The 23900-nt window shown below is 55.7% G+C and carries 23 protein-coding genes and 1 riboswitch; of the genes, 2 read left to right on the top strand and 21 right to left on the bottom strand.

Annotated elements, in window-relative coordinates; genetic code table 11:
- The 4 genes from HMPREF1985_RS00215 to HMPREF1985_RS00200 form a co-directional block, all read right to left on the bottom strand.
- Window positions 1-672, bottom strand: coding sequence for a Crp/Fnr family transcriptional regulator (locus tag HMPREF1985_RS00215; RefSeq protein ID WP_021770385.1), 672 nt, complete (start codon window positions 670-672; stop codon window positions 1-3).
- A gap of 191 nt (window positions 673-863) precedes the next feature.
- The gene (araA, locus tag HMPREF1985_RS00210; RefSeq protein ID WP_021770384.1) at window positions 864-2288 is read right to left on the bottom strand and encodes an L-arabinose isomerase; all 1425 of its coding nucleotides are present in this window, start codon (window positions 2286-2288) and stop codon (window positions 864-866) included.
- Between the two features lie 26 nt (window positions 2289-2314).
- Complete coding sequence (locus HMPREF1985_RS00205; RefSeq protein ID WP_021770383.1) at window positions 2315-3013, bottom strand: L-ribulose-5-phosphate 4-epimerase; 699 nt, start codon at window positions 3011-3013, stop codon at window positions 2315-2317.
- A gap of 11 nt (window positions 3014-3024) precedes the next feature.
- Window positions 3025-4635: a xylulokinase gene (locus HMPREF1985_RS00200; protein WP_040636543.1), complete on the bottom strand. Its 1611-nt coding sequence runs from the start codon at window positions 4633-4635 to the stop codon at window positions 3025-3027.
- Between the two features lie 352 nt (window positions 4636-4987).
- Here HMPREF1985_RS00200 and HMPREF1985_RS00195 point away from each other — a divergent pair, with 352 nt between their 5' ends.
- Complete coding sequence (locus HMPREF1985_RS00195) at window positions 4988-6010, top strand: LacI family DNA-binding transcriptional regulator (protein WP_021770381.1); 1023 nt, start codon at window positions 4988-4990, stop codon at window positions 6008-6010.
- A 109-nt stretch (window positions 6011-6119) separates the two neighbouring features.
- Here HMPREF1985_RS00195 and hcp read toward each other — a convergent pair whose 3' ends face one another.
- From hcp to HMPREF1985_RS00165, 6 genes are all read right to left on the bottom strand, one after another.
- Window positions 6120-7754 (bottom strand): hydroxylamine reductase, encoded by a 1635-nt coding sequence (hcp, locus tag HMPREF1985_RS00190; RefSeq protein WP_021770380.1) that lies wholly within the window; start codon window positions 7752-7754, stop codon window positions 6120-6122.
- Window positions 7755-7942: 188 nt separating this feature from the next.
- A complete protein-coding gene (locus tag HMPREF1985_RS00185; RefSeq protein ID WP_021770378.1) occupies window positions 7943-8395 on the bottom strand; it encodes a hypothetical protein in 453 nt (150 codons plus the stop codon).
- A 119-nt stretch (window positions 8396-8514) separates the two neighbouring features.
- Window positions 8515-9279 (bottom strand): sulfite exporter TauE/SafE family protein, encoded by a 765-nt coding sequence (locus HMPREF1985_RS00180; protein WP_021770377.1) that lies wholly within the window; start codon window positions 9277-9279, stop codon window positions 8515-8517.
- A 103-nt stretch (window positions 9280-9382) separates the two neighbouring features.
- Window positions 9383-9574 (bottom strand): twin-arginine translocase TatA/TatE family subunit, encoded by a 192-nt coding sequence (gene tatA, locus HMPREF1985_RS00175; RefSeq protein WP_021770376.1) that lies wholly within the window; start codon window positions 9572-9574, stop codon window positions 9383-9385.
- 72 nt (window positions 9575-9646) lie between these two features.
- Complete coding sequence (locus HMPREF1985_RS00170; protein WP_021770375.1) at window positions 9647-9880, bottom strand: DUF5348 domain-containing protein; 234 nt, start codon at window positions 9878-9880, stop codon at window positions 9647-9649.
- 17 nt (window positions 9881-9897) lie between these two features.
- The gene (locus HMPREF1985_RS00165) at window positions 9898-10356 is read right to left on the bottom strand and encodes a bacteriohemerythrin (protein WP_021770374.1); all 459 of its coding nucleotides are present in this window, start codon (window positions 10354-10356) and stop codon (window positions 9898-9900) included.
- 205 nt (window positions 10357-10561) lie between these two features.
- Here HMPREF1985_RS00165 and HMPREF1985_RS00160 point away from each other — a divergent pair, with 205 nt between their 5' ends.
- Entirely contained in the window at window positions 10562-11245 is a 684-nt protein-coding gene (locus tag HMPREF1985_RS00160; RefSeq protein ID WP_021770373.1) for a class I SAM-dependent methyltransferase, read from the top strand.
- A 273-nt stretch (window positions 11246-11518) separates the two neighbouring features.
- Window positions 11519-11693: riboswitch (cobalamin riboswitch) on the bottom strand.
- Between the two features lie 37 nt (window positions 11694-11730).
- Here the strand turns inward: HMPREF1985_RS00160 and HMPREF1985_RS00155 are convergent.
- The 11 genes from HMPREF1985_RS00155 to HMPREF1985_RS00105 form a co-directional block, all read right to left on the bottom strand.
- Complete coding sequence (locus tag HMPREF1985_RS00155; RefSeq protein ID WP_040636541.1) at window positions 11731-12915, bottom strand: pyridoxal phosphate-dependent aminotransferase; 1185 nt, start codon at window positions 12913-12915, stop codon at window positions 11731-11733.
- A 12-nt stretch (window positions 12916-12927) separates the two neighbouring features.
- Window positions 12928-13734 carry a MetQ/NlpA family ABC transporter substrate-binding protein gene (locus tag HMPREF1985_RS00150; protein ID WP_040636540.1) on the bottom strand — a complete coding sequence of 269 codons (807 nt, stop codon included), beginning with the start codon at window positions 13732-13734 and terminating at the stop codon, window positions 12928-12930.
- A gap of 90 nt (window positions 13735-13824) precedes the next feature.
- The gene (locus HMPREF1985_RS00145) at window positions 13825-15168 is read right to left on the bottom strand and encodes an MATE family efflux transporter (protein WP_021770370.1); all 1344 of its coding nucleotides are present in this window, start codon (window positions 15166-15168) and stop codon (window positions 13825-13827) included.
- Window positions 15169-15346: 178 nt separating this feature from the next.
- Window positions 15347-16570 carry an N-acetylmuramoyl-L-alanine amidase gene (locus HMPREF1985_RS00140; RefSeq protein ID WP_021770368.1) on the bottom strand — a complete coding sequence of 408 codons (1224 nt, stop codon included), beginning with the start codon at window positions 16568-16570 and terminating at the stop codon, window positions 15347-15349.
- A 164-nt stretch (window positions 16571-16734) separates the two neighbouring features.
- Entirely contained in the window at window positions 16735-17106 is a 372-nt protein-coding gene (locus tag HMPREF1985_RS00135) for a VOC family protein (protein WP_040636586.1), read from the bottom strand.
- Window positions 17107-17155: 49 nt separating this feature from the next.
- Complete coding sequence (locus HMPREF1985_RS00130) at window positions 17156-17827, bottom strand: hypothetical protein (RefSeq protein ID WP_021770366.1); 672 nt, start codon at window positions 17825-17827, stop codon at window positions 17156-17158.
- Window positions 17828-17948: 121 nt separating this feature from the next.
- Window positions 17949-19301: an SGNH/GDSL hydrolase family protein gene (locus tag HMPREF1985_RS00125; protein WP_021770365.1), complete on the bottom strand. Its 1353-nt coding sequence runs from the start codon at window positions 19299-19301 to the stop codon at window positions 17949-17951.
- A 368-nt stretch (window positions 19302-19669) separates the two neighbouring features.
- Window positions 19670-20926 carry an NAD(P)/FAD-dependent oxidoreductase gene (locus HMPREF1985_RS00120; protein ID WP_040636539.1) on the bottom strand — a complete coding sequence of 419 codons (1257 nt, stop codon included), beginning with the start codon at window positions 20924-20926 and terminating at the stop codon, window positions 19670-19672.
- Window positions 20927-21172: 246 nt separating this feature from the next.
- Window positions 21173-21613 (bottom strand): Hsp20/alpha crystallin family protein, encoded by a 441-nt coding sequence (locus tag HMPREF1985_RS00115; protein WP_021770361.1) that lies wholly within the window; start codon window positions 21611-21613, stop codon window positions 21173-21175.
- Window positions 21614-21741: 128 nt separating this feature from the next.
- Window positions 21742-23085 carry an MATE family efflux transporter gene (locus HMPREF1985_RS00110; protein WP_021770360.1) on the bottom strand — a complete coding sequence of 448 codons (1344 nt, stop codon included), beginning with the start codon at window positions 23083-23085 and terminating at the stop codon, window positions 21742-21744.
- The gene (locus tag HMPREF1985_RS00105) at window positions 23082-23837 is read right to left on the bottom strand and encodes a YdcF family protein (RefSeq protein WP_021770359.1); all 756 of its coding nucleotides are present in this window, start codon (window positions 23835-23837) and stop codon (window positions 23082-23084) included. Before HMPREF1985_RS00105 ends, HMPREF1985_RS00110 begins: the two co-directional genes overlap by 4 nt.
- Window positions 23838-23900: the final 63 nt, after the last annotated feature.

The raw sequence follows: 23900 nt of genomic DNA, 5'->3' as shown, positions 1-23900 counted from the left end.
TCATTCCACGTCCTTTTTGAGGAGCCGCATCCAGCCCGCCCCACATTCGAGCAAGCCCTCCGCCTTCATCTGATTGACTTCCCGCGTCAATGCGCTTCGGTTGCACTCAAGCTCCTTTGCGAGCTGCACGCGCCCCGGCACCCGCACATGCGCCTCCCCTTGCCGCTTCCCGCGCTGCAGGAGGTACAGGATGAGCCGCTCGCGCAGTGTCTTCTGCGAGAGCAGCTCGATCTTCTGCATCATGTAGACGCCCTTGAGGCAGAACACCTCCAAGAGGTTCTTCATCACAATCCCATGGATCTTGCCGAGCTTCGGTCCTGAGACGAGAAGCGAGCGGTACGGCACCCAGAGCACGAGGACGTCCGTCAAGGCTTCCACGCTCGTATGATTCGTAAACCGCGGCAAGATAGCCGACGTGCCGCCAAAGATCGAGCCGCGCATGAGCTCGTGGCTCACGGACTCATTGCCGAATCGATCCTCTGCGAGCACGAGCGCCTCGCCCTCAGCGAGAATGCCGATCTGCGCGTTCGGCTCGTATGCCTTGAGCACGCGCGATCCCTTGCTGTAGCGCTTCACGACAGCGCCCGTGTTCTTGATGAATACCTCTACCTCAGCAGGCTGAAGATCTGCAAAAAAAGGCAGCTCCTGCAAGCCCAAATCAAAAAACTGCATGGACTTCTCCTTACGTTTATCCTTCCATATACGGACATTATAACATTCATAAACACCAATTGTCGTTGCAAATGCAACATACGGTTCATTCGTCTGTCACATATATTTTATACTGCAAGCACAAAGGCGCCTCATGGATCGCACACAGCGAGCAACGAAGCGCCCTTTATTTCAAATGGAAGCCAAAGCGATTAACAGATTTCAACGAGATCGATATCGAACATGACGGCAAGATCATGGATCTGTTCCTCCGTCAAGCGGAAAGAAAGCACGGTATGATGCCCCCCGCCTGCTTTGATCCAAGCAGTCGAGCCCTTTTTCAGCCCGACCTTCGGTGTCCAGAGCTGCTTGGCGACAGGCAAATACGGCGTCTCTGCCTCTGCCTTGCGGCATACGACAGGGTAACTGATGAGGCGGAACCCATTTCTGAAATCCGCTATCGTCACATTGACCCCTTCCCCATCCGAGCCAGTGAAGACAAGTCGCGCGGGATCGTCCTTGCCGCCGATATCGAGCGGATGGACCTCGACCCTTGGCCTGTCGCTCGCAATCGTCGGATCGACTTCCAGCATGTGCGCGCCTAAGATCGCTTCATGGCCCTTTCGAAGATCCAGCGTGTAGTCTTCCATAAACACCGTGCGGTCATTGTGCGCCATGATCTTGAGCAGCCGGGAAAGCGCCGCATGTTTCCAATCCCCCTCTGCGCCAAACCCATACCCATCGCGCATGAGAAGCTGCACAGCGAGGCCGGGAAGCTGCTTCAAGCCTTTCAAATCCTGGAAATTCGTGCAGAACGCTTCGTATCCCTTATCCGAAAGGAATGCCTTCAGTCCAAGGTAGAGACGAAGCTGATAGCGTACCGATTCTTCAAACGCCTGTGGCGCATTGTCCTGCGGCGCAAGCGAATAGTTCTCGCCCAATTGCTTGTACGCCGCATCGATATCCTTTTCATCGACCGCATCGACGACATCGGCAAGCTCGCCGACCGGCCAATAGTCGACCGTCCACCCTAGGCGAATCTGCGCCTCGACCTTGTCGCCCTCCGTGACCGCAACATCGCGCATCGTATCGCCAAAACGGCAGACGCGAATGCGGAAGCTCTCGTCATAGGTGACGGCGACATCCTGCCAATCCGCGATTTCCTTCTGCACATCCGCATCGCCCCACCAGCCATAGACCACCTTGTTATTAAGGCCGAGGCGCGCGTTCAGATAACCGTACTCACGGTCGCCATGTGCGCTCTGGTTCAGGTTCATGTAGTCGAAATCGATCGTCGCATACGGGATCTCATTTCGGTACTGCGTTGCGAGATGGAGAAGCGGCTTTTGCAGGAGCGTCGTCCCGCGAATCCAATTCTTTGCGGGGGAAAAGGTATGCATCCATGTGATGACGCCCGCCACCGCATCGTGATAATTCACATCCTTCATGAACTGCGTGATGCCGTCTGCCGTCGTCATGACGCCCTTGCAGACAATCTGGTAGGGCAGATTCCCATTCGCATTCAGCTTGTCAGCAATATCCTGTGCATCGCGCGCGACATTCGCAAGCTGCTCCTCGCCATAAAGGAACTGGCTGCCCGCAACGAACCAAAATTCATGATCCCTTACTTTCAGCATGATCGTTCTCCCCTTTTCCCGTCGTCTCAATGATGCTGCCCATAATACGCATTTATGCCATGCTTGCGCAAATAATGCTTGTCAAGAAGGTGCTGCGGCACGCGCAGGTCTTCATGCGCAAGCATCATGGCATGGTAATTCATCTCGGCAACGAGGTCGAGCACCTTGGCATTCTCCACTGCCTTTTGCGTTGTCGTGCCCCAAGTGAACGGGCCATGCTGCTTGACCAGCACCCCCGGCACCGCCATAGGGTCAATCCCGCGCTCGCGGAAGGTGCGTACGATGACCCTCCCCGTATTTTCTTCATAGGCGGTTTCGATCTCCTCTTTGGTCAGAGCCGGCGTGACGGGAACTGTTCCGTAGAAGTTATCTGCGTGCGTCGTTCCCATCGGTTCAATCTCCACGCCCGCCTGCGCAAAGGAAACAGCCCATGAGGAGTGCGTATGCACGACGGATCGAATCCCAGGAAACGCGCGATAAAGCACCATGTGCGTAAGCGTATCGCTCGATGGGTTCAGCTCGCCTTCCACCACGTTTCCATCCAGATCGACGACAACCATGTCTTCCGGATGCATGTTTTCATAGGGCACGCCGGAAGGCTTGATGACAAAGCGCCCCGTCTCGCAATCCAGTCCTGAGACATTTCCCCATGTGAACGCGACAATGCCGAGCCTCGGCAGCATCAGGTTCGCTTCATAGACTTCTTCCTTCAGGTTCTCCAGCATAAACGAGCCTCCTATTCCTCTGTTGCATCTGCCAGCATGCTCGCTTCCCGCTCCACTTGCAGCGCCGCCTTGTAGCGTGCCATAAACCGTTCACATCCCGCAACGCCCAGTGGCTCTGGGACGAGTGTCGTTCGTTCCACGTGGCGGAACACTTGCGCATCCATAAAATCGGCCAACGGCACATCCCCATCCATCCGCGCATAGGAAGCTAGGACTGCCATGCCCCACGCCCCGCCCTCGCTCGCCGTATCCATGACCGTGATCGGCATATTGAGCGAATTGGATAAGACCTGCTGCGCGATGACAGGCGTTCGGAACAGCCCGCCATGCGCGATCATCACATCGGTGCGGATTCCCTCCTCGCGCACCAAGATGTCCATGCCGATCTTCAGCGGAGCGAATGCGGCATACAATTGGGCGAGCATGAAATTGGGCAGGTTCATGCGGCTATGAGGCGTCCGCAAAAAGAGCGGCCGTCCTTTTTCCACATTGGTGATATTCTCGCCCGAAAGGCAGTTGTAGCTTACGAGCCCGCCTGCATCAGGATCGCCTTTTGCCGTATGGACAAGGAGCAATCGGTATAGTTGGTCCGGCTCAATCGGTTGCCCAAGATACAGCGCAAAATCCTCGAACAGCCCGATCCATGCATTTAAGTCAGAGGAGCAATTGTTTGCATGCACCATTGCAACCGGCGTGCCATCCGGTGTTGTCACCAGATCGATGTCCCGATGCACATGGCGCAGCGGCTTGTCGAGCACATGCATGGAAAACGCCGATGTGCCGACCGAAATGTTGCCCGTACATTTCCGCACGGCATTCGTGCTCACCATGCCGGTTCCCGCATCCCCTTCAGGCGGTGCCATCCATGTTCCTGCTAGAAGCCTGCCGCTTGGATCCAACAGGTGCGCTCCTTCCTTTGTGAGCGCGCCGGCATACTCTCCCGCACGCAAGACGTGCGGCAAGAGATCTTTTACGTTCCACGTGTATGCCATGACCTCCGGCAGGTGGGAAAATGCCGCAAGCATTCCCGCATCATACGTCCCCGTCCTCTCATCCACGGGAAACATGCCGGAAGCATCCCCGATGCCAATCACCTTTTCGCCGGACAGTTTCCAGTGCACGTACCCGGCAAGCGTCGTAAAAAATGCCAGATCCCTGACGTGGCCCTCCCCATTCAGCACGGCTTGATACAGGTGTGCGATGCTCCAACGCTGCGGAATGTTGAACTGCAGTTTATCCGTCAGTATCTCGGCTGCCGCCCCCGTCATATTGTTGCGCCATGTGCGAAATTCCGCCAGCTGCTTGCCCGCCTGATCAAACGGCAGGTAGCCGTGCATCATCGCGCTGATGCCGATGGCACCAAGCCTCGTAAGCGGAACATGGTATCGGTTGCGCACATCTGCCGCAAGCTGTGCATAGCAAGCCTGAGCGCCTACCCAAACGGATTCAAGTGCATACGTCCAAATGCCGTCCCTCAGATCATTCTCCCATGCATAGCTTCCCGAAGCGATGGTCTCATATTCGGCATTGATGAGCACGCTCTTGATTCGCGTCGACCCGAACTCAATTCCTAGAACAGCCGTGCCGTTCTCAATTGCGGTGACATTTTGTTTGAAGTCCATGAACGAAGCCCTCCCTTTCACGGTACGGCAGCGCAACGGCAGCGCCTCAGCCTCCTTCCGCGTGCACCCTTTTCTCTTTGGCATGCATCTCGTGACGAACAGGACACCGAGCAAACCGAATAGGCCGATGATGGAAAACGGGAAAATTCGTAGGCAAATATGTGCTCGAGCACATATCTTGTATAGATTATCATATTAAATCCAAATTGTCAATGTAACTTCATCGTTTTCCATCATGTGCTCGAACAGATAATAGGCTGTGGACAGCAATTGGAGGAACGTACAGGCCACCAAACAGGAAATTGCAACCGCATTCGAAAATCGGTATAATGAGACCGTATAGGAGGCTAGCATGATTACGATAAAACAGATCGCCGAACTTTGCGGTGTCTCGCGTGGCACAGTCGATCGCGTCATAAACGGCCGCGGCAAGGTCAAGGAGGAAAAACGAGCACGCATCCTAAAAACAATGGCCGAATTCGGCTATCGGCCGAACCCAGCCGCCCGTGCTCTCGTTTCGCAGAAGCAAGGGCCGATTGTCGGCATCATCATCTCTGCCAGCGAGATTCAATTCTTTTCTCCCGTCATCGATGCACTCCGAAAGACCGCCGCCTATTACGAACGCTTCGGCCTGCGGACAGAGTGGCGGCTTCTGACGGGGTACAGTGCGGCGGACCAATGCACGGCCATTGCCGACTTGCGCAAACTTGGGGCATCCGCCATCATCATCACCCCCATCAGCGAGCCGGACGTCATACGTACCATCGAAGACTGCATTCATAATGAAATTTTCGTGATTGCGCTCAACAACGACGTGGCGTCCAACCTTCCTCACGTCTACGTCGGCAGCGACTACGCAGAAGGCGGGCGGACAGCAGCGGCTCTTCTGCGCAAGCTTCATGCGGGACCCGTTCACGCAGTCGCCATCTACAGCGGTGTCCGTATACTCGGTCATATCCATCGGATCGAAGGGTTCCGTACACGCCTTTCCGTCGAGCCGGACTGCGTGCTAACGGATGTCACAACGCATTTTGACGATGACATACAGGCATACGAAAACACCTTGCAGTCACTGGACGCCCATCCCGAAATCAATGCTTTTTTCATCGCGACATCCGGCGGGACACACGGCGTCTGCAAGGCCCTTGCCAAAATGGGACGGACGGAGGACATCACCGTCGTCAGCTTCGACATCACCCCCGCTGTGCGCTCTGCCATGCAAAGCGGCATCATCGATGCCGCCATCTATCAGCATCCACGGAGGCAGGGACAGATCGCGATGCAAATTGCCTATGATCAGCTCATCAGCGGAATTTCCCCATCCCACAGCAAATACCTCATGAAAAACGAAATTCGAATTCTCGAAAATCTGTAAGAGATCCCGACCTTCATTTCACCAAAAAAGCTTCCCGACGTGCCAAAAGCAAGCATGGGGAAGCTTTTTGTATGAGCTGAACCTTATGGTTTTGCAGTGTGCAAACGAATCAGCCGATCATCGTCTTGATGTCATCCTCGACGGTAGAGATCGTGCCGATGCCGAAGTTTTCGACAAGTACCTTTGCGACATTCGGGGAGAGGAATGCGGGGAGCGTCGGCCCTAAGTGGATGTTCTTGACGCCGAGATGCAGGAGCGCAAGAAGGACGATGACCGCCTTCTGCTCATACCATGCGATATTGAATACGATCGGAAGTTTGTTGATGTCGTCGAGCCCGAAGACCTCCTTGAGTTTGAGCGCGATGACCGCAAGGCTGTAGCTGTCGTTGCACTGGCCCGCATCGAGGACACGTGGGATGCCGCCGATATCGCCGAGACCGAGCTTGATGTACTTGTACTTCGCGCATCCTGCCGTGAGGATGACCGTATCCTTCGGCAGTGCCTTGGCGAACTCCGCGTAGTATGCACGGCTCTTCATGCGGCCATCGCAGCCTGCCATGACGACAAACTTCTTGATTGCGCCGCTCTTGACCGCTGCAACGACCTTGTCCGCGAGTGCGAGAACCTGATTGTGCGCGAAGCCGCCGACGATCTTGCCCGTCTCTAGCTCCTGCGGAGGCTCACACTTCTTTGCCATCGCAATAACAGCGGAGAAGTCCTTCGTGCCGTCCTTTTTCGGCTCGATATGCGTGCAGCCTGAAAAGCCCGTCGCACCCGTCGTGAAGATGCGATCCTTGTAGCTGTCCTTCGGCGGGACAAGGCAGTTCGTCGTGAAGAGGATCGGCCCGTGGAACGCTTCGAACTCTTCCTTCTGCTTCCACCATGCGTTTCCGTAGTTGCCTGCAAAGTGCTTGTACTGCTTGAACTTCGGATAGTACTGCGCCGGAAGCATCTCGCCGTGCGTGTAGATGTCGACGCCTGTGCCCTCCGTCTGCTCAAGGAGCATTTCGAGGTCGTGGAGATCATGCCCCGTGATCAAGATGCCCGGATTCTTGCGGACGCCGAGCTCGACTTCCGTGATTTCGGGATCGCCGTAAGCCGTCGTGTTCGCATGGTCGAGAAGTGCCATGCCATCCACGCCGTACTTGCCCGTCTCAAGCACGAGAGCCGTAAGATCCTCCCCTGTCATCGTATTGTCAAGGAGCTTCGCGAGTGCCTGCTGGATAAAGGCGTCGATTGCCTCATCGTCCTCGCCGAGCGCATTTGCATGCTTGACGTAGGCTGCGAGTCCTTTGAGCCCATACGTCGTGAGCTCGCGCAGGCTGCGCACATCCTCATTCTCTGTCGAAAGCACGCCGACCGAAACCGCCTTTGCATCGTAGTTCTCCTTCACGTCGTTCCAAAGCGCCGCTGCCGGGAGGTCGGCACGGCTCGAAAGCGCCGCCATGAGCTCGCCCTTTGCGCGCAGCGTGATCGAAACGTGCTCCGCGATCGCATCATAGTCGAAGTTCGCATTCGTAATCGTCATGAAAAGATTTTCCGTCACAAGGTGGTTGATCCCCTTTTTGACGGACTTTCCCTCAGCGCGAAGGCGCGTCGTCACAGCGGAAAGCCCTTTCGTCACGTAGACCAAAAGATCCTGCATGGCAGCGACCTCTGGTTTCTTTCCGCAGACGCCTACCTGCGTGCAGCCCTTGCCGCCCGCCGTCTCCTGGCACTGAAAGCAAAACATCTTGTTTTCCATCCTTTGGTTCTCTCCTTTGATATATACCTACTGCATCGTACATCATATAGCCGGGCGGCTGCTCACGCCGCCGTCTTCCAAAGCATAACAAAATGCTGCTGTTTCTTCTGTAACAATCGTTACAGAAGAAAATTCATTGCCCGACAAAAAAGTCCCAATGCATTGCTGCATTGGGATGCCTGCCTCGCTCACGCGGCAAAATCAACATTGCTGCCAACCGGGGTCTTCATCTGCTGTGCCGTCTGATACGCCTCTTTTGCGATGCGCTTGATCGGTTCAGCGGCTTCCTGCATCGCGTGCGCCGTAGCGCGTTCGCCAAGCTGGTTGCTCTCCCGGTTCGACTGCTGGAACTTGCTCGTGCCGATCTTCGTCTCATCGCCGAAATTCGACGTCGAATAGACCTGCTTTGCCTGATCCATGAGCTTTGCTGTCGTATGTTCGCCGATGCTCACGATCGTCTTGTTGTTCTGCTGGAATGGTCCCTTGCCGAGCTTCGTCTCAGTCCCGAAGTTCGACACCTTCGAGTACGATGCCGCCTTCTGCGTGATCTGTGCGGCAACCTGCCGCCCCTGCGCGTTGACATCCCTGTTCAGCGGGACGATGGCCTGATGCCCAATCGCGCTAATCCCTGAAACTCCCATGCGTTTTCCCTCGCTTTCCCGAAAAAGCCATTGCGCTTTTCCACTATCCTTGTAAAGGAATCTGAACCCTACGCTTATATTATACGAAGAATCATGTTCTTTGGCAAGGGATTAAAATCTCATTTCAAGAGTTCCAGGATCTGTTTCCCAATGAGAACCGCTGTCATGATGATGAAGAGCGGCCGCACGTATCCGACCCCTTTCGCAAGCGCCACGCGCGCCCCGCACCATGCGCCGACAATCATGGAAATCCCCATGGGAATCGCGTAGGAAAAATTCACCTCGCCAAGATAGGAAAAGAGAATCGCTGCCGCGATGTTGCTCGCGAAGTTCAGCGCACGCGCATTCGCAGCAGCACCGATAAAATCAAAGCCAATCACCAAAAAGGCGAACAACAGGAAGGAGCCAGTCCCCGGGCCGAAGAATCCATCGTAAAAGCCGAATCCGAACGCCGTGAGAACGGAAAGTACGAGGAGACGCCTGCTCATTCCCGCATACGTTGCATCCCTGCCCCACTCCTTCTTGACGATGCTGTAGATGAGTACGAAAAGGAGCATGACGACGACAAGCGGACGCAGGATCTCAGGCGGCACGAGGCGCACGGCAAGGACGCCGATGGCAGAGCCAACGAGCGAACATGGAAAGAGGCGCCGTATGAGCCAGCCATCGACCTTGCCCGAACGCAGGAATGTCACGAAGCTCGTCAGGGCGCCCATGACAGCAGCCACCTTATTCGTGCCGAGCACCGTGACGGGAGGAAGCCCCGTCCACATGAGCGCCGGGACGGAAATGAGGCCGCCGCCGCCGACGACCGAATCGACGAAGGCGGCCATAAAACCGAAGAAAATCAAGAATGCCAGCGTATGTATGTCGAGCAGTTCCATAATACCCTCCTGCTGCGTATTCCAAATTCACACATTTTACTCAGTAAAAAACCAGTATGTGCCCGACCACCTTGCGTCTTTGCTCCATACTGGCCATCCCGTTTTATTTCGCGTCCTTCGTCTCCGCTGCGGCAACATGCGTTTCCTCCGTCGGCTTTTCCGCTGCCCCCGACTTAAATGCTTTGATGCTCTCGCCGAGCGACTTGCCGACCTGCGGCAGCTTGCCGGGTCCAAAGATCAGAAGGCCAATCGCGAGAATCAAGAGCAGCTTCGGGACGGTAAGGCCCATCAACATATACACGCACTCCTTTCAGCAAACGATAATATACGAGTCTATTATAGCATAAATCCGCTTTGCTACAAGCCTTTATGGATTGTGTTCCGTATCAAATATACGGCCGATGCAGCCAATGCCATCACCGTAATTGATATCCATGAAATGAGGCTCTCCCATCCTCATGCCGACTGTCGTCTTCACCCACGCGTCGTTCAGAAGGACCTCCACCGTATCGCCGACATGGATCGGGATGAGATGCTCATCTCCATCCGCAAAATACTGAAGCATATATTGGTTCTTGCGCCAAACGATTTCGCCTTCCATCAACAGTCTCCCCCTCGTTATCCATTTCCGTGCTGCGAATCATGGGGCATCGTCTCCGTCCGAATCGTTCCTTCCGCAAGGCCAATGCGCCGGTCCGCACCTTTGATATGCGCCGTTAGCCACTTTGTAAGAAAATCAAGAACCTCGAGAATGTAAGCGTCCTGGCTATTATCGATCGCGCCCATATCGACCTCTTCAAGCTTCTTGACGAAAAGGCGATGCGCACGGCGCTCGCTCCATATATGTGGAAAGCCAATGCGTTCCATATACGCTTCCTCGTTAGCGAAATGCGTCTTCGTATACGCGCGCAGTTCGTCGATCATCTCGACGATTCGATCATACTTGTCCGTAACGAGTTCGTCCTCAAGAAGATCGTACACCTCATTTGCGATCTCGAACAGGCGGGCATGCTCTTCATCAATTGAGGGAATCCCTGTCAAATACGCATCCGTGAACTCGTACTTTTTCCCTGTCATAAGACCTTTTTCCTACCTTTCTGCCCCATTCAGGCACGAAGCCATAGTCCTAACTACTTCGCTCTATTCGCTCTAAAGTTACAGAATCCTTTTTTTCGTAATAAAATTATTTCTCGAATATTTTCCAAAAGGTTCACTCTATTTCTTGCCAATCCCAAATGGAAATGCTAAAATGAGAGCGTTCCCGAAAAGGAGTGTTGCACGAATGAATCGAAAAGCGGAGATCCATGCTGCCTACGAGCACCTCGGCACACATGCCGCACACTACGATGGCATGATGACGGGAACGAGTGTGTTTGGCTGCCTTGCACTTCGCTTCCTATGGCAGTTCTCAAAAGAAGAGTACGCCAGCTACATGGCGCATCTTCTTGCAGGTGTTCCACATGATTTCGCGGGATCGCTTCTCGAAGTCCCCGTCGGAACGGGCTCGCTCACGATGCCCCTCTACCAAACGCTGCCCCGTGCCAAAATCACCTGCCTCGACTACTCCGGCAAGATGCTTGACGTCGCACGCAAGCTCGCAGGCGAGATGAACCTGTCGAATGTCGTCTTGCAGCAGGGCGATGTCGGGGCGCTCCCATTCGGGGACGGCACATTCGACCACGTTCTCACCGTCAACGGCCTTCACGCCTTCCCCCACAAAGATGCCGCACTTGATGAAATGTGCCGCGTTCTCGCGCCCGGCGGCATCTTTTCCGGCTCCTGCTACGTGCGCGGCGAGCGCAGCGTAACAGACATTTTCGTGCGGACGTTCTGCACGTGGCGTGGGTTCTTCACACCGCCGTACGATACGGCATACAGCCTGCGCTCTCGTCTTGCTGCACGCTATGAGAGCGTCCATCTCCATACGATCGGCTCGTTTGCCGAATTTATATGCAAAAAAAAATGAGGAATCTTTCGATTCCTCCGCGCTCAGCTTCCACCCCAAGCGCAACTGCAAACCATACCGAAGAAAAGTATGAGCAACTTCCCTTGCCGACCGGCAAGGGAAAACCTTTTGACGATGGGTCAAAACAAAAACGCCGCAGCAGGAAATCACAATCGGCAACCCCCTCGCTGCAGCGTTTTGAATGCGTGGTATAAAAAAGCCTCGGCTGCTGCCGAGACTTGGTACATACGTTAGGACACGCATCCAAATCCCCTTCCCATCGCTCGCAGGTCAAACGGTGATTGTCGATCAGGCAGTTCTCCTGGCTCCAGCTCATCGCTCCTTTGCGCCTTCCCAGGCAAAGCCCAGTGACATATTGCAAAGTCGCTCGCTGATACAGTGGCGGGACCGCTCCGGCTTATCCGGATTCTCTATGAAGTCTTGCGACACCTAATCCAAATCGCTATACAGTTGTCTGATACAAATAGGATAGCACAAATGCTATTTTATGTCAAATGCGGATTTCTGCGGTGCGGCATCTTCTTTCGGATATCCGACAGCCGCGTCAATGCGTCGTTCAAGGTCGCCTCGTTCTTCGCGAAATGCAGGCGCATGTAATGCGTGATCGGCTCATGGAAAAAGGCCGAGCCTGGCACGGCGCCGACTCCGACAAATTCCGCGAGCGCCTCGCAGAATTCCGTGTCGCTCGCATAACCGAATGCCGAAATATCGACCATGATGTAGTAAGCGCCCTGCGGCTCGGTATGCGAAAGACCGATCCTCCGCAGCCCGTCGACGAGCAAATTGCGGCGCTTCGTATAATGTGCCTTGAGCCATGCGTAGTAGCTGTCGTCAAATTCAAGTGCTGTGACGGCCGCTTCCTGCAAAGGCGCCGCCGCGCCGACGGTCAGGAAGTCGTGCACCTTGCGTGCGACCTCGATGACATGCGGCGGCGCGATGACGTAGCCGAGCCGCCATCCCGTGATCGAGTACGTCTTCGAGAGCGAGCCGCACGTGATCGTGCGCTCGCGCATCTTCGGCAGCGTCGAAAAGTAGACCATCTCGAAAGGATCGTATAGGATATGTTCGTAGACCTCATCGGTGATGACCCACACATCGTATCGTTCGGCAAGATCCGCAATCATTTGCAGTTCCTTGCGCGTGAACACCTTGCCCGAAGGATTCGACGGATTGCAGAGGATCATCGCCTTCGGGCGCTGACGGAACGCCGCTTCGAGCGCGTCGGGGTCGAAGCCGTACGCCGGCGGTACGAGCGGCACGTAAATCGGCTCTGCGCCGCAGAGGATCGCGTCTGCGCCGTAGTTCTCATAAAACGGTGAGAAAATCACAACTTTATCGCCGGGATCGGCGACGCTCATGACCGCAACCATCATCGCCTCCGTTCCGCCGCACGTCGTGACGATTTCCTGTTCGGGATCCACTGAAAGCCCGGTAAAATGCTTCTGTTTCTTGGCGAGTGCCTGACGGAAATTCGCCGCGCCCCAAGTCACCGCATACTGATGCGGGCCGGAGTGTGCGACTTTTGCAAGCCTGTCCGTGACGGCCTTCGGCGGCTCCCAGTCCGGAAATCCTTGGCTCAGATTGACAGCATTGTACTTCAGGCAGACGCGCGTCATGCGGCGAATCACGGAGTCCGTGAACGTCTTCGTTCGGCTCGATAGGCTTGACATGATTTGCACTCCTTACTCTGCCGGCACGATCGTGCCCTTGTAGTGATCAGCGATATATCTCTTGACCGCCTCCGAATGGAATATTTTTGCGATCTTTTGATATGCCTCGTTATCCTTGTCCTTTTCGCGTACAGCGAGAACCATGACCGCCAGCGGCTCCGTCTTGTCTTCAAGGAAAATTCCCTGCTTCCCGACATCCAATCCACCGCTCATGACGTAGTTCATCGTGATGACGGCAATGTCGACGTCGGAAAGGCTTCGCGGAAGCTGCGCTGCCTCAAGCTCGACGAACTGCAGATGCTTCGGATTCGACTGGATATCCTGCACCGTGACCTTAAAATTATTCTCGGGAATCGTGATGAGCCCTGCCTTCGCGAGCAGCATGAGCGCGCGTCCGCCGTTCGTCGGATCGTTCGGGATCGCGACCTTCGCACCGTCCGGTACATCCTGCACATCGTGCACCTTATCGCTGTAAATCCCCATGCGCATGAGGATCGTCGTGCCGATCGACGTCAGATGCGCGCCGCTTTTCGCATTGAAATTTTCCAAAAACGGCTCATGCTGATAACTGTTGAGATCAATATCGCCATCGGCAAGCGCCTGATCCGGCGTCACGTAATCCGAAAACTCGACGACCTTCACCTTCAGCCCCTGGTTCGCCGCTTCTTTCGCAACGGCTTCCGCTACCTCTGCATGCGGGCCGGACGTCGCACCGAGCTGGATCTCCTTCTGCCCTTCCTGCCCGCCGCAGCCGCTGGCGAGGACTGACGCTGCGGTGAGCACGCCGAGCGCGAATACTGCCGTACGTTTCCACTTCATAAACAATCCCTCCTTACTCATACGCTCTATGATATATCGTCCGTTTGCCCTTGTCAATGTTTTACATATATATAAAATAGGCTTTCCACCTCACGCATTGCGTCGCTCCACCATACGAAGGCGAATGGCGAGGAAAATCGCGCCGACGAATACGCCGCCGATAAGCCCGACCCAGTAGCCGTATGCGCCGAAATCCGTGAAATGCGCTGCCGTCCAGCCGAGCGGCAGGCCGATGATCCAGTACGAGAGGACGGAAAGGAGAAACGTCACATGTACGTCCTTGTAGCCACGCAGCGCGCCCTGAAGCGGCGCGTTGATGCTGTCGGCAAACTGCATGAACACGGCAAAGACGAGAAACGCCGGCAATATCGCAAGCACGGAATCACTCCCGCTGTAGAGCGAGGCGACTGCATCCCGATGCTGCACGAGCAGGAGCGCGATCATGCCTTCAAAAAGAAACGTCAAAATACGGCCAAGGCGGATGTAGTCGCGCGCATCGGCATGCCGCCCAGCTCCGACCTCGAATCCGACGAGGATCGTCAGCGCCATGCTCGCCGAAAGCGGGATCATGTAGACCACTGTCGTGAAGTTCATCGCTGCCTGATGCGCTGCGACGACGACCGTGCCGTAAGCCGTCATCAAAAGACCGACTGCGCCGAAGATGCTCTGCTCGCAGAACATCGTGCCGCCGATCAGAAAGCCGATGCCGAGCTGCTTCTTCCATGCGGCAACATGTGGGCGTGGAAGATGGTGAAAGATGCCGTACTCGCGAAACGGTGCGAGATGCGTCACGGCAGCAGCGTAAAGGAAAAAACTCAGCGTGAACGTAATGGCAGAGCCGACGCCCGCGCCCGCACCGCCAAAAGCGGGCACGCCGAAAAGCCCGTACATGAGCACGTAATTACATGCGATATTGACGGGCACGGTCACGAGCGTGATCGCCATCGACAGGCGCGTATAGCCGTGCGCTTCGACGAAGTTGCGCAGGACAGCAGCGAGAAACACGGGAAGGATGCCAGCGGACACGGCCATCAAATAGTCGCGCGTGATTGCCGCAACGCGCGGTTCGAGGGCGAGCTGCGGCAGGATAAGCGGCACGGCGGCATAGCCAAGAAGAACGAAGGACGCCGCGAGTGCCGCCGCCCAGTAAAACCCCTGCTTGACGACAAACGCAGCCTGATCCGTCCGCCCTGCGCCGTAGAGCTGTGCGATGACAGGCGTCAGCCCCGATATGATGCCGAGAGCCGCACCGAAAAAGGGCATGAAAAGATTGACGCCGACCGCGACGCCAGCAAGGTCCTGCTCGCTGATCTGCCCTGCCATGATGGTATTGAAAAATCCTGTCGCCATCAGCGAAAGCTGCGTGATGAGTATGGGCAGCAGTACGATAAAGAACTGCTGCCCCTTCTCCATATAGCCGTATGCCTGCTTCATGCTGCGCCTCGTTTCAGGCACTTTTTCACCTTAGCCCTCGTCCTTCTTCATGCATAGTTCTTGTATTTCCTCCTCCTGCTGCACGGGCAGGGATCATAGCGTCCTGCCTTGTGCCTTTTGGCGGGATCTCGCCCCGTGCCGAAATGGCTACGTCCTTTCTCCATATAGCATCAGCGCATCAGCCGAAATAATCGGCGATTCCGTCCGCAATGCCCTGTGCTGCTTTCTTGATCCCCTCCTCGCTGTCGAGAAGCTTTTCTTCTTCCGGGTTCGAGACGAATGCGACTTCAATGAGCGTCGCCGGCATATCCGTATGCTTGATGACATAGAATCCTGCGCCCTTCGTACCGCGGCTTGGCGTGTGAATCTGATCGACGACGCCTTGCCGTATGCAGTCCGCGAGCTTCTGTGACGCAGCAGATCCATTCGTGTAGTAGTATCCTGTCGTTCCCTTCACATCCCTGCCTGGAAAGGAATCCATGTGAATCGAGACGAAGATATCCGAATTGTGTTTATTTGCGACATCACAGCGCGCCTGCAGCTCCTCAATATCCGTCGCAGCAGCGCCCTTCGGCGAGACTTCCGTATCCGCCGTGCGTGTCATATAGACCGTCGCACCTTCCTGTACGAGCAGGCGATGCAGCTCGTTCGCAATGCGAAGCGCGATGCTCTTTTCCATGATGCCCGTCGGTCCGATCGCTCCGCTGTCACTTCCGCCATGGCCGGGATCGATCGTGATCTTTCGCCCCTTGAGCCCCGTGATTTCCGCGATGCCGGGATCCGGGTCTTTCCCCGTATCATCCGGTGTGTTCGCCGCCGGGTGCTGCGGGCGGGACGTCTGCGGATCCGCCTTGGGATTTTTCGCCTCAGGTCTTGCTTGCGGATGCGGCTGCGGCTTTGGCTTTGGTGTCCCAGCGGGCCTGCCCCCCACGTCCGGGATCGCAATCGAACGGCCCGCGCTTCCCTCGCTCAAATTGCCGAAATCGAGTACGACGCGGCCTGGCACGGGGCCTCCCTTCAGCGTGAAAACCTTATAATTGTTCCTTCCGACCTTCGTCTCGACGACGATGCGAACCGTATTTTTATTGAACTGCGCAATGCGAAGCGATCCCGTGAATCTGCCGCCCGTATCGACGACGCGCTTCACCTTCGGCGACAGCCACGCATTTCCGATGTCGACGGCAACGCGCTCCGGTGAGGAGAGCGCCATCTGCTTGATCGTGACCGGCTTCGATGCATCGACGACGATGCGCACCTTGTCTGCGCCGCTCGCGACACGCACGCCCGTAACTTCCGCCATGCCGTCCGTGCGCTCGCCAAACGCGATCTCCGCTGCGGATGCCATCCGAAACGGCAAGAGCAAGGTCAGCAATGCCAAGAAAAGAAAGAACACTCGCTTCATCGAAATTCTCCCATCAAGTCAAACGAAATAAAGCTAATGTATATTATCGCCGTTTATCGGGAAAAATGCAAGCACTGCATCCCCTTCCCGAATCAAAAATACCCCGCCGGACATAGGTCTTGCGGAGCATTTTTGCCGGGTATGCGCGAATCGCCATGTTCTCCTTACGCCCGATCTTTCGGCAGAATCTCAATCCAGTACCCATCGGGATCGTGGATGAAATAGATGCCCATCGCAGGGTTTTCATAGCAGATGCAGCCCATCTTCTTATGGCGCTCGTGCGCCGCGTCGAAGTCGTCGACGACGAGCGCGAGGTGAAATTCATTGTCGCCGAGGTTGTACGGCTCCTTGCGGTCTTCCAGCCACGTGAGTTCCAAAAGATGCGGCGTGCTTCCGCCGCTCTTCAGGTAGACGAGCTTGAATCCTTCGCCGTCGAGCGTATGATCGACTTTGAGATCGAGTGCGTCCGCGTAAAATTTCAAGCTGCGCGCAAGGTCGAGTACGTTGAGGTTGTTATGGTCGAACTGGAATTCCATTTCTTTCGCTTTCTCCTTTATGCTCATGCTTCTTTTCACATCGAGCGGCTTACTGCCAGCCCTTCATCGTCCAATAGTCTTCGACTGCCTTTACGACAGGCGCAAATGCTTCTCCGACGTTCGTCACACGCTTCACCATATAATGCCCATCTTCCTGTGCTTCGAGGCGGATCTTCACCGTGAGTTTGGGAAGGAGCGTGCCGTAATCGCTCGCATCGCCCATTACGGTCAGTGTTGCATCCGCCGCATCGCCCTCTTGGCGGACGGAATCGATGCGCACATTGTAGTGTTTTTCGAAGACTTCCGCTTCATCTGCCACCCACCGTGCATTGCCGTCCATGCGGCTGATCGGCACAATGTCCGTATCGAGGTAGAGTTCTTCCGCACGGCGAATGAAGACGAGGTCATCGCCGCGGCGCCTTGCGATATAGTCCTTCATAAACGCCGTATCATGGCGGAAGAACCAGTCATCCGGATATGCCGCATGCAACGACTCGATGTCGCGTGCGAGTATCGCAGTGCTTTCATCGTAAAGCGATGCCGTCAGTCCCGCGACGTCTGCATAGCGCGCAACCTTCTGCGCGTCGTGATTCCGTACGCCGTCCATGAACTCGGCGAGCGCATACGTCGGTGTCCGTTCGCTCTGGTAACTGTAGCCGCTCAGGCCGAGTGCGGCGATCAGAAAGGCCAGCATGGCAATGAATCCCCTTTTGAATTTCATGCAGCATCCCCCTACTCCGCAGCCTCGCTCCTATTCCATCGCTATTATTCTATCCGGATTCCCACACGTATGCAATGGGGCTTTTTTCTTATAGGAATATTTTTATTTTTCTGCCGCAGGTTTACGATTTCTTCTGCCGCTCTTCTGCGATCCACGGGAAGTGCTGCATGAGGTACGCGCCGATTCGCTCGCCGATGTACTTCTTGCCGAAGTAGTCGGGGTGCAGCCCGTCCGTCGTGTAGTCCTCCCGCAGCAGTCCCTGTCCGTCTGCAAGCGCAGACGCGACATCGATCGCATGCGGCTGGCTCATGATCCAGCGGTTGACGTATGCCTGATGCATCTGCCAGTCTGAAGGAGGCGTCTCAATCTGCGCGCGTGAGGCCATCAAATGCGGATTGATCGGCGTCGGCGTCACGAAGACGGGAACGATGCCGTAAGCATTGCACTTGTCGCGGATAGCCGCGAGATTTGCAACCGTCGTCGAGCCGAACGTCCCGGCTCGGTAATCGTTGACGCCGCCCATGATGACAAGGACGCGCGGCGAAAACGGCAGGACATCGCGCTCAAACCGATCAAGCATTTCCGCTGTCGTATTGCCGCTGAACCCGATATTCTTGACGGGTACGGGGGAGTACGTTTCCCAATCGTATATCGTCATGCCGGGCGGGATGCTCATGACGCCCCCACCATGCGTAATGCTGTCGCCAAGCGCCGCAATCGGTGTCGGCGCCGTGACAGTGAAGCGGCTCGGCTCCGACCAATCCGTGACGGGCGCGCCGACAGCCGTCACGGCACGCACGCGCCAACTGTAGTCGCCAGGCGTCGTGAATCCCGCCGTCTCGTAGACGTCGTACTCGTCTGCCGCAAGGCGATGCAGGACGACAGGTCCCGCTGCCGTTTCGCGGCGCACCTCGACCTCATGATGTTTCGCGCCCGGTGTCGGCACCCATGAGTAAACGGGATAGACGGGCATGTAGTCCATCTTTTCGTACTCGGTCGTCGGCGTCGGCGTCTCGGGATTTTCGATGCCCGTCTCTGCAATGGCCTCAGGTGCGGAAAACGGACGCAGCGGATGCCCGTCGTAGTCCAAAGGGCAAACCTTCCAGTAAAAGTTTCTCGCCTCGTCACCGAAGCTGAGCAGCGAGATATCCACGCCGTTCGTAAAAATCCAGTCGCGCGTCAGTGCGATATTATCCTTCGTATCGGCTGCCGAGCGAAGCAAGACGACTTGGTAGCGCACGGCGCCAGGCACGACGGGCCAGCGGAGCTGTACGCTCATCCAATTTCCTTCCGCCTTCTGTTCCGGCCTATCCTCTGCCATCGCAACGCCCGGCAGGGTTTTTCCCGCTACCGTATAGCGCGGCTCGACCACGCTTCGCGTCGCCGCTTCTCCAGCTCCCGCAAACGCACTCGCCCAAAATCCCGTTCCAATCAGCAGGCAGGATAAAAGGCCTGCCGACTTCCATCGCTTCATTCGTCTATGCGCTCCTTCCCATTCGCTCCCATTCGCTGCAAAAATCGTTCGCACGTCCCAATTTCATGCTTATCATATTCTTATCATATTATCTATAGCAAGCTTAGAAGTCAAGAATGTATGAACGAGAATCTTTATCCATCCGTGCTCTGCTCCTCCGCGCTTCCCTCCTCCTTCAAACGCTACGCGCAAGGATCTCCGTCATGACGAGCTCGATCCAGCACGGGAACGACGACGTCATGCACAAGTTCGCCACGATGATGGACAAGGGACGGCTCGCCGGCGATCAAGGCTATAAGACGCGGATGCGGCAATGCAAGAATCGCCCCTTTCCCAACGGAAAGAGGCGATTCTTTTGCCAAAAACAGTCATGCTTTCGTATTCGTGATGATGCGTCCGAGACGCGTGCCGGAGAAAAGATTCCACGTCCACTTCAGTGCGACCGTGAAGTTCGCATGCGCGCCTGCAAGGCGGAGAAGGTGGACGAACATCCATGCACACCAAGCGATGAAGCCCGTAAGCTGCGGGTTCATGCTCGTCTTGTCGACGACCGCCTCGCCGCGTCCGATCGTCGCCATCGATCCGAGGTCTTTGTAATGGAAGTCCTTGAGCTCACGCTCACCGCGAATGAGCCGCATGATGTTCTCGTAGGCGACCTGTGCCTGCTGCGTCGCGACGGGCGCGACGGTCGGCAGCGGTCGCTCTGTCCCATGCTGGAAGTTCGCACAGTCGCCGATCGCAAAGATCGAATCGCTATCGCCAATCTGCAGTTTTTCGTTGACGATGACACGTCCGGCACGATCCGCCTCCCCGCACGTTGCGATAAAGGGAACGGCTTTGACGCCGGCTGCCCAAATGACCGTATTCGTGGGGATCGTCGTCCCGTCCTTGAGCTTCAGATCGTTTCCGTCGTAGTCGACGACCTGCGTATTGAGCATGACGTCGACGCCTTTTCTCTGGAGCACCTTTACCGTATATTCGCGCAGGTTCGGCGCAACCATCGGCAGGACACAGTCCATCGCCTCGATCAGTTTTACATGGATCCCATTGAAATCGAGATCGTGGAACTCCTTCTTCATGACATCGATGAGCTCGCTGATGGCACCGGACTCTTCGACGCCCGTCGGGCCGCCGCCGACGACGACGAACGTCATCATGCGCTTTTGCGCCTCCGCATCATGGGGGCACATATTCGCCCGTTCGAACATGTGCAAAACGTGGTTTCGGATCTGAATGGCCTCCTGCAAGGTCTTCATTCCGAAGGAATGTGCTTCGACGTTTTTCATGCCGAAGAAATTCGTCGTCGCACCTGCTGCAAGAACGAGGTAATCGTACGGTATCTCGCCCTGATCCGTCAAAAGCACCTTGCGGTTCTTATCGACACCCTCTGCCCTAGCCATGCAAAGATCGACGTTTTTCCGATCGCGAAAGAACGAGCGTATTGGATAGGCGATTTCGTCCGTCGCGAGAACTGCTGTCGAGACTTGATAGAGAAGTGGCTGAAATAAATGAAAATTATTCCGATCGACAATCGTAACTTGGACGTTCTCCTTTGCAAACAGCTTCGCAAGCTTGACACCGCCAAAACCCGCTCCGACAATAACGATGCGTTTCCGTTCTGCCATAACCTTCTCCTCCAATTCACGGCAAGTGAAAAAAGTCATGATAACTGGTTTCTATCATATCACGTTTTTTTCGTTTTGCAAGCAATCTCGTACTTCTTTTCCTGAATAACTGCAAAAATCCATTCTTGTTTATGAGGCACGTTTTAGCAAGGCGATCCCATCCTTTGCATGACAAAAGCCGCATAAAACTTATGCGGCTCCCGTTGCTTGAACGTATTGCGCGCGTTTCCACGGCGGCGATACGCCTTAATTGATATGAATCTCGTGCCCTGCAGGCTTTGCCTGCTCACACTTTGGCAGCTTGACCGTCAGCACGCCGTCCTTGAATGCGGCATCGGCGCGTTGCTCGTCAATATCGCTGATGTAGAAGGACCTGCTCATGCTGCCGTAACTGCGTTCGCGGCGCAGATAGCCACCCTTGTCGTCCTTCTCATCGTTTTCCGCTTTCTTTTCTGCGGCAATCGTCAAGTAGCCGTTTTCATAAGAAAGATGGACATCCTCCTTCGTCATGCCCGGCAGGTCGGCCGTCAGTTCGTAATGATCCCCGCCGTCCTTGACGTCGACTTTGAAGCTTCCGCCACTAAAGCCCGCAAAAAACGGCTCATTGAACATATCGAAGAGGCGATCGAACGAATCCTCGCGCCTTGCAAGACCTTTGTTGCTGCCAAATGGAACTAAACCAAACATAATCTCGATCCCCTTTCTGCTTCTTGGGTTTTCATATTCTCGCTTGGGGTCTCTCTCTTTTCCCCTTGCAAGTATTATAATACCACAAAAAATCAAAAAGTCAATAGATCAAAAGAACAAAAAGTAAATTATTTTATTTCGCTCTTTGCAAGGAGCGAGCGCCGCGTCCAAACGTATGCGATCGCAAGCGGGACACAGGAACCGATCCACGCCATCGGACTCGCCATGCAGGCACCCACGTAGCCGAGCCAGTCGCATAGGACGATGGCAGCAGCGGCGCGCATGACGAGCTCCATGATGCCCGCGATCGTCGGCACAACGCTCTGCCCAAGCCCTTGAAGTGTATAGCGGAAGACGAAAAGCAACGATAAAATCCAGTAGCAGACGCCGTTGATGACGAGATACTCCTGCCCGTAGGCAAGGATTTCTGCCTCGCCTGCACCGACAAAGAGCGCCATGAGCGAAGTCCCGAATGTGATGAGGACGAATGCGACCGCGACGCTGAACAGGACGGACATCATCGCGCATTTTCTCACGCCGTCCGCGATACGATGGAATTTCCCTGCACCGTAATTCTGCGCCGTGTATGCAGCCATGGCAATGCCGAACGACATCATCGGCATCATCGCAATCGACTCGATTTTCTGCGAGGCGGAAAAAGCCGCGATTGCCGCCGGACCGAACCCGTTCAACGCGACTTGCAGGATGACGGCGCCGACTGCGATGACGGCAGACTGGAAGCCCATCGGGAGCGCAATGCGCAGGTGCTCCCAGCAAATGCGGCGCGAAAAGATCCAGTCCCTTCGTCTCGTGTGCAGGTCGGGAACCCGTTTCCAAATATAGGCAAGCCCGATGAGGTTCGCGACGAACTGCGAGGCGATGGTCGCAGCCGCAGCGCCCGGGATCCCCCATCCCATGAGGGGAATCGCGATGAGCTCAAAGACGATGTTGATGGTAACGCCCGCTCCCATGAGCAAGGTTGGTGTTCGGCTGTTGCCGAGCGCGCGCATGAGATTCATCTGCGTCTGGAAGAACACGAACATCGAAATTCCTCCGTAAACGATGCGGATGAAGTCATACGCGCCCTCCAAAATCTCCGGCGGCGTCTGCATGAGAACGAGCAACGCGCGGCACGAGATGAGGCCGAGCGCCGTAAGCACGATGGAAACGAGAAGCGAGAGCATGGCGCACGCCGCCGCACTGCGGCGAACGCCCGCGCGGTCTCCTGCGCCGAACCGCTGCCCCGTATGGATCGTAAGCCCCGTCGTAAAGCCGATGATGAAGCCGAGCACGAGAAACATCAGCGCGCCCGTGCAGCCGACAGAAGCGAGTGCCTCGACACCGAGGAAGCGCCCGACAAGGAGCGTATCGATGAGTGCGTAGAGTTGCTGAAATATATTGCCGGCGAGCAGCGGGATCGTGAAAAAGAAAATAAGCTTTGCCGGCTCGCCTTCCGCCAAGTTCTTTGTCATTCCAAATACCTCGTCACAACCGTCCGCAGCCGTTCCTGCAAAACCGTCACATTATCGAGAAGCGCCTCCGTCTGCGGGCGCAGCTTGGTATAGTGGAAGACGGGGTGGTGGGAGACGAGATAGTCCGCAGGGTACGGCTGCACTTCCATTCCCTGTTTCTCAAAGTTCAGGACAGAACGGTTCATGTGGAATGCACTCGTCACGAGAATCGGATGCGCGAGCCCGTGCTCGCGCAATATTTCAGCCGAGAACTTCGCGTTTTGGCTCGTGTTGATGCTATGGGTCTCCGTCAGGATCTTCTCCTCCGGCACGCCAAGACTCATAAGGATGCGCTTTGCGATCTTCGCCTCCGCGCCCGTGTCCTCGTAGGCCTGACCGCCTGAGAGAAGGATCGGCACATCGAGCCTTCTCTGCAGCCGGACAGCCGTCAAAAGACGATTGGCGGGGCTCGCGCAGAGCGCCCCTTTCCCGTCCACGTCTGGAGAATCCGCCATAGCGCCGCCGCCGAGCATGATGATGACATCGCCTTCCGGCTTTTCAGGCGGCGCGTAGCACGACTCAAGCGCGCCCATCGTCCATTCGGCGACCAATCCCGTACAGAGCAGATAGAAGACGAATGTGAGGGCAGCGAGAATCGAAGCCGCCCGCTTTTCCTTGCGACGCCAAAGCCAAACGGAAAGGGCGAAAAACGCCAGGATAAAAATGCCGGGAGGCAGGATCCAGCTCGCGCCGAACTTCAAGAAGTAAACCATTGCAGCTCCAAAAAGAAAAAGCGCAAATTCCTTTGAAAAAAAGGAATCCCCGCATGAACAACG

This window comes from Mitsuokella sp. oral taxon 131 str. W9106 (assembly GCF_000469545.1).
Classification (GTDB): domain Bacteria; phylum Bacillota; class Negativicutes; order Selenomonadales; family Selenomonadaceae; genus AWVT01.
This window is presented reverse-complemented; position numbering and strand designations above follow the sequence as displayed.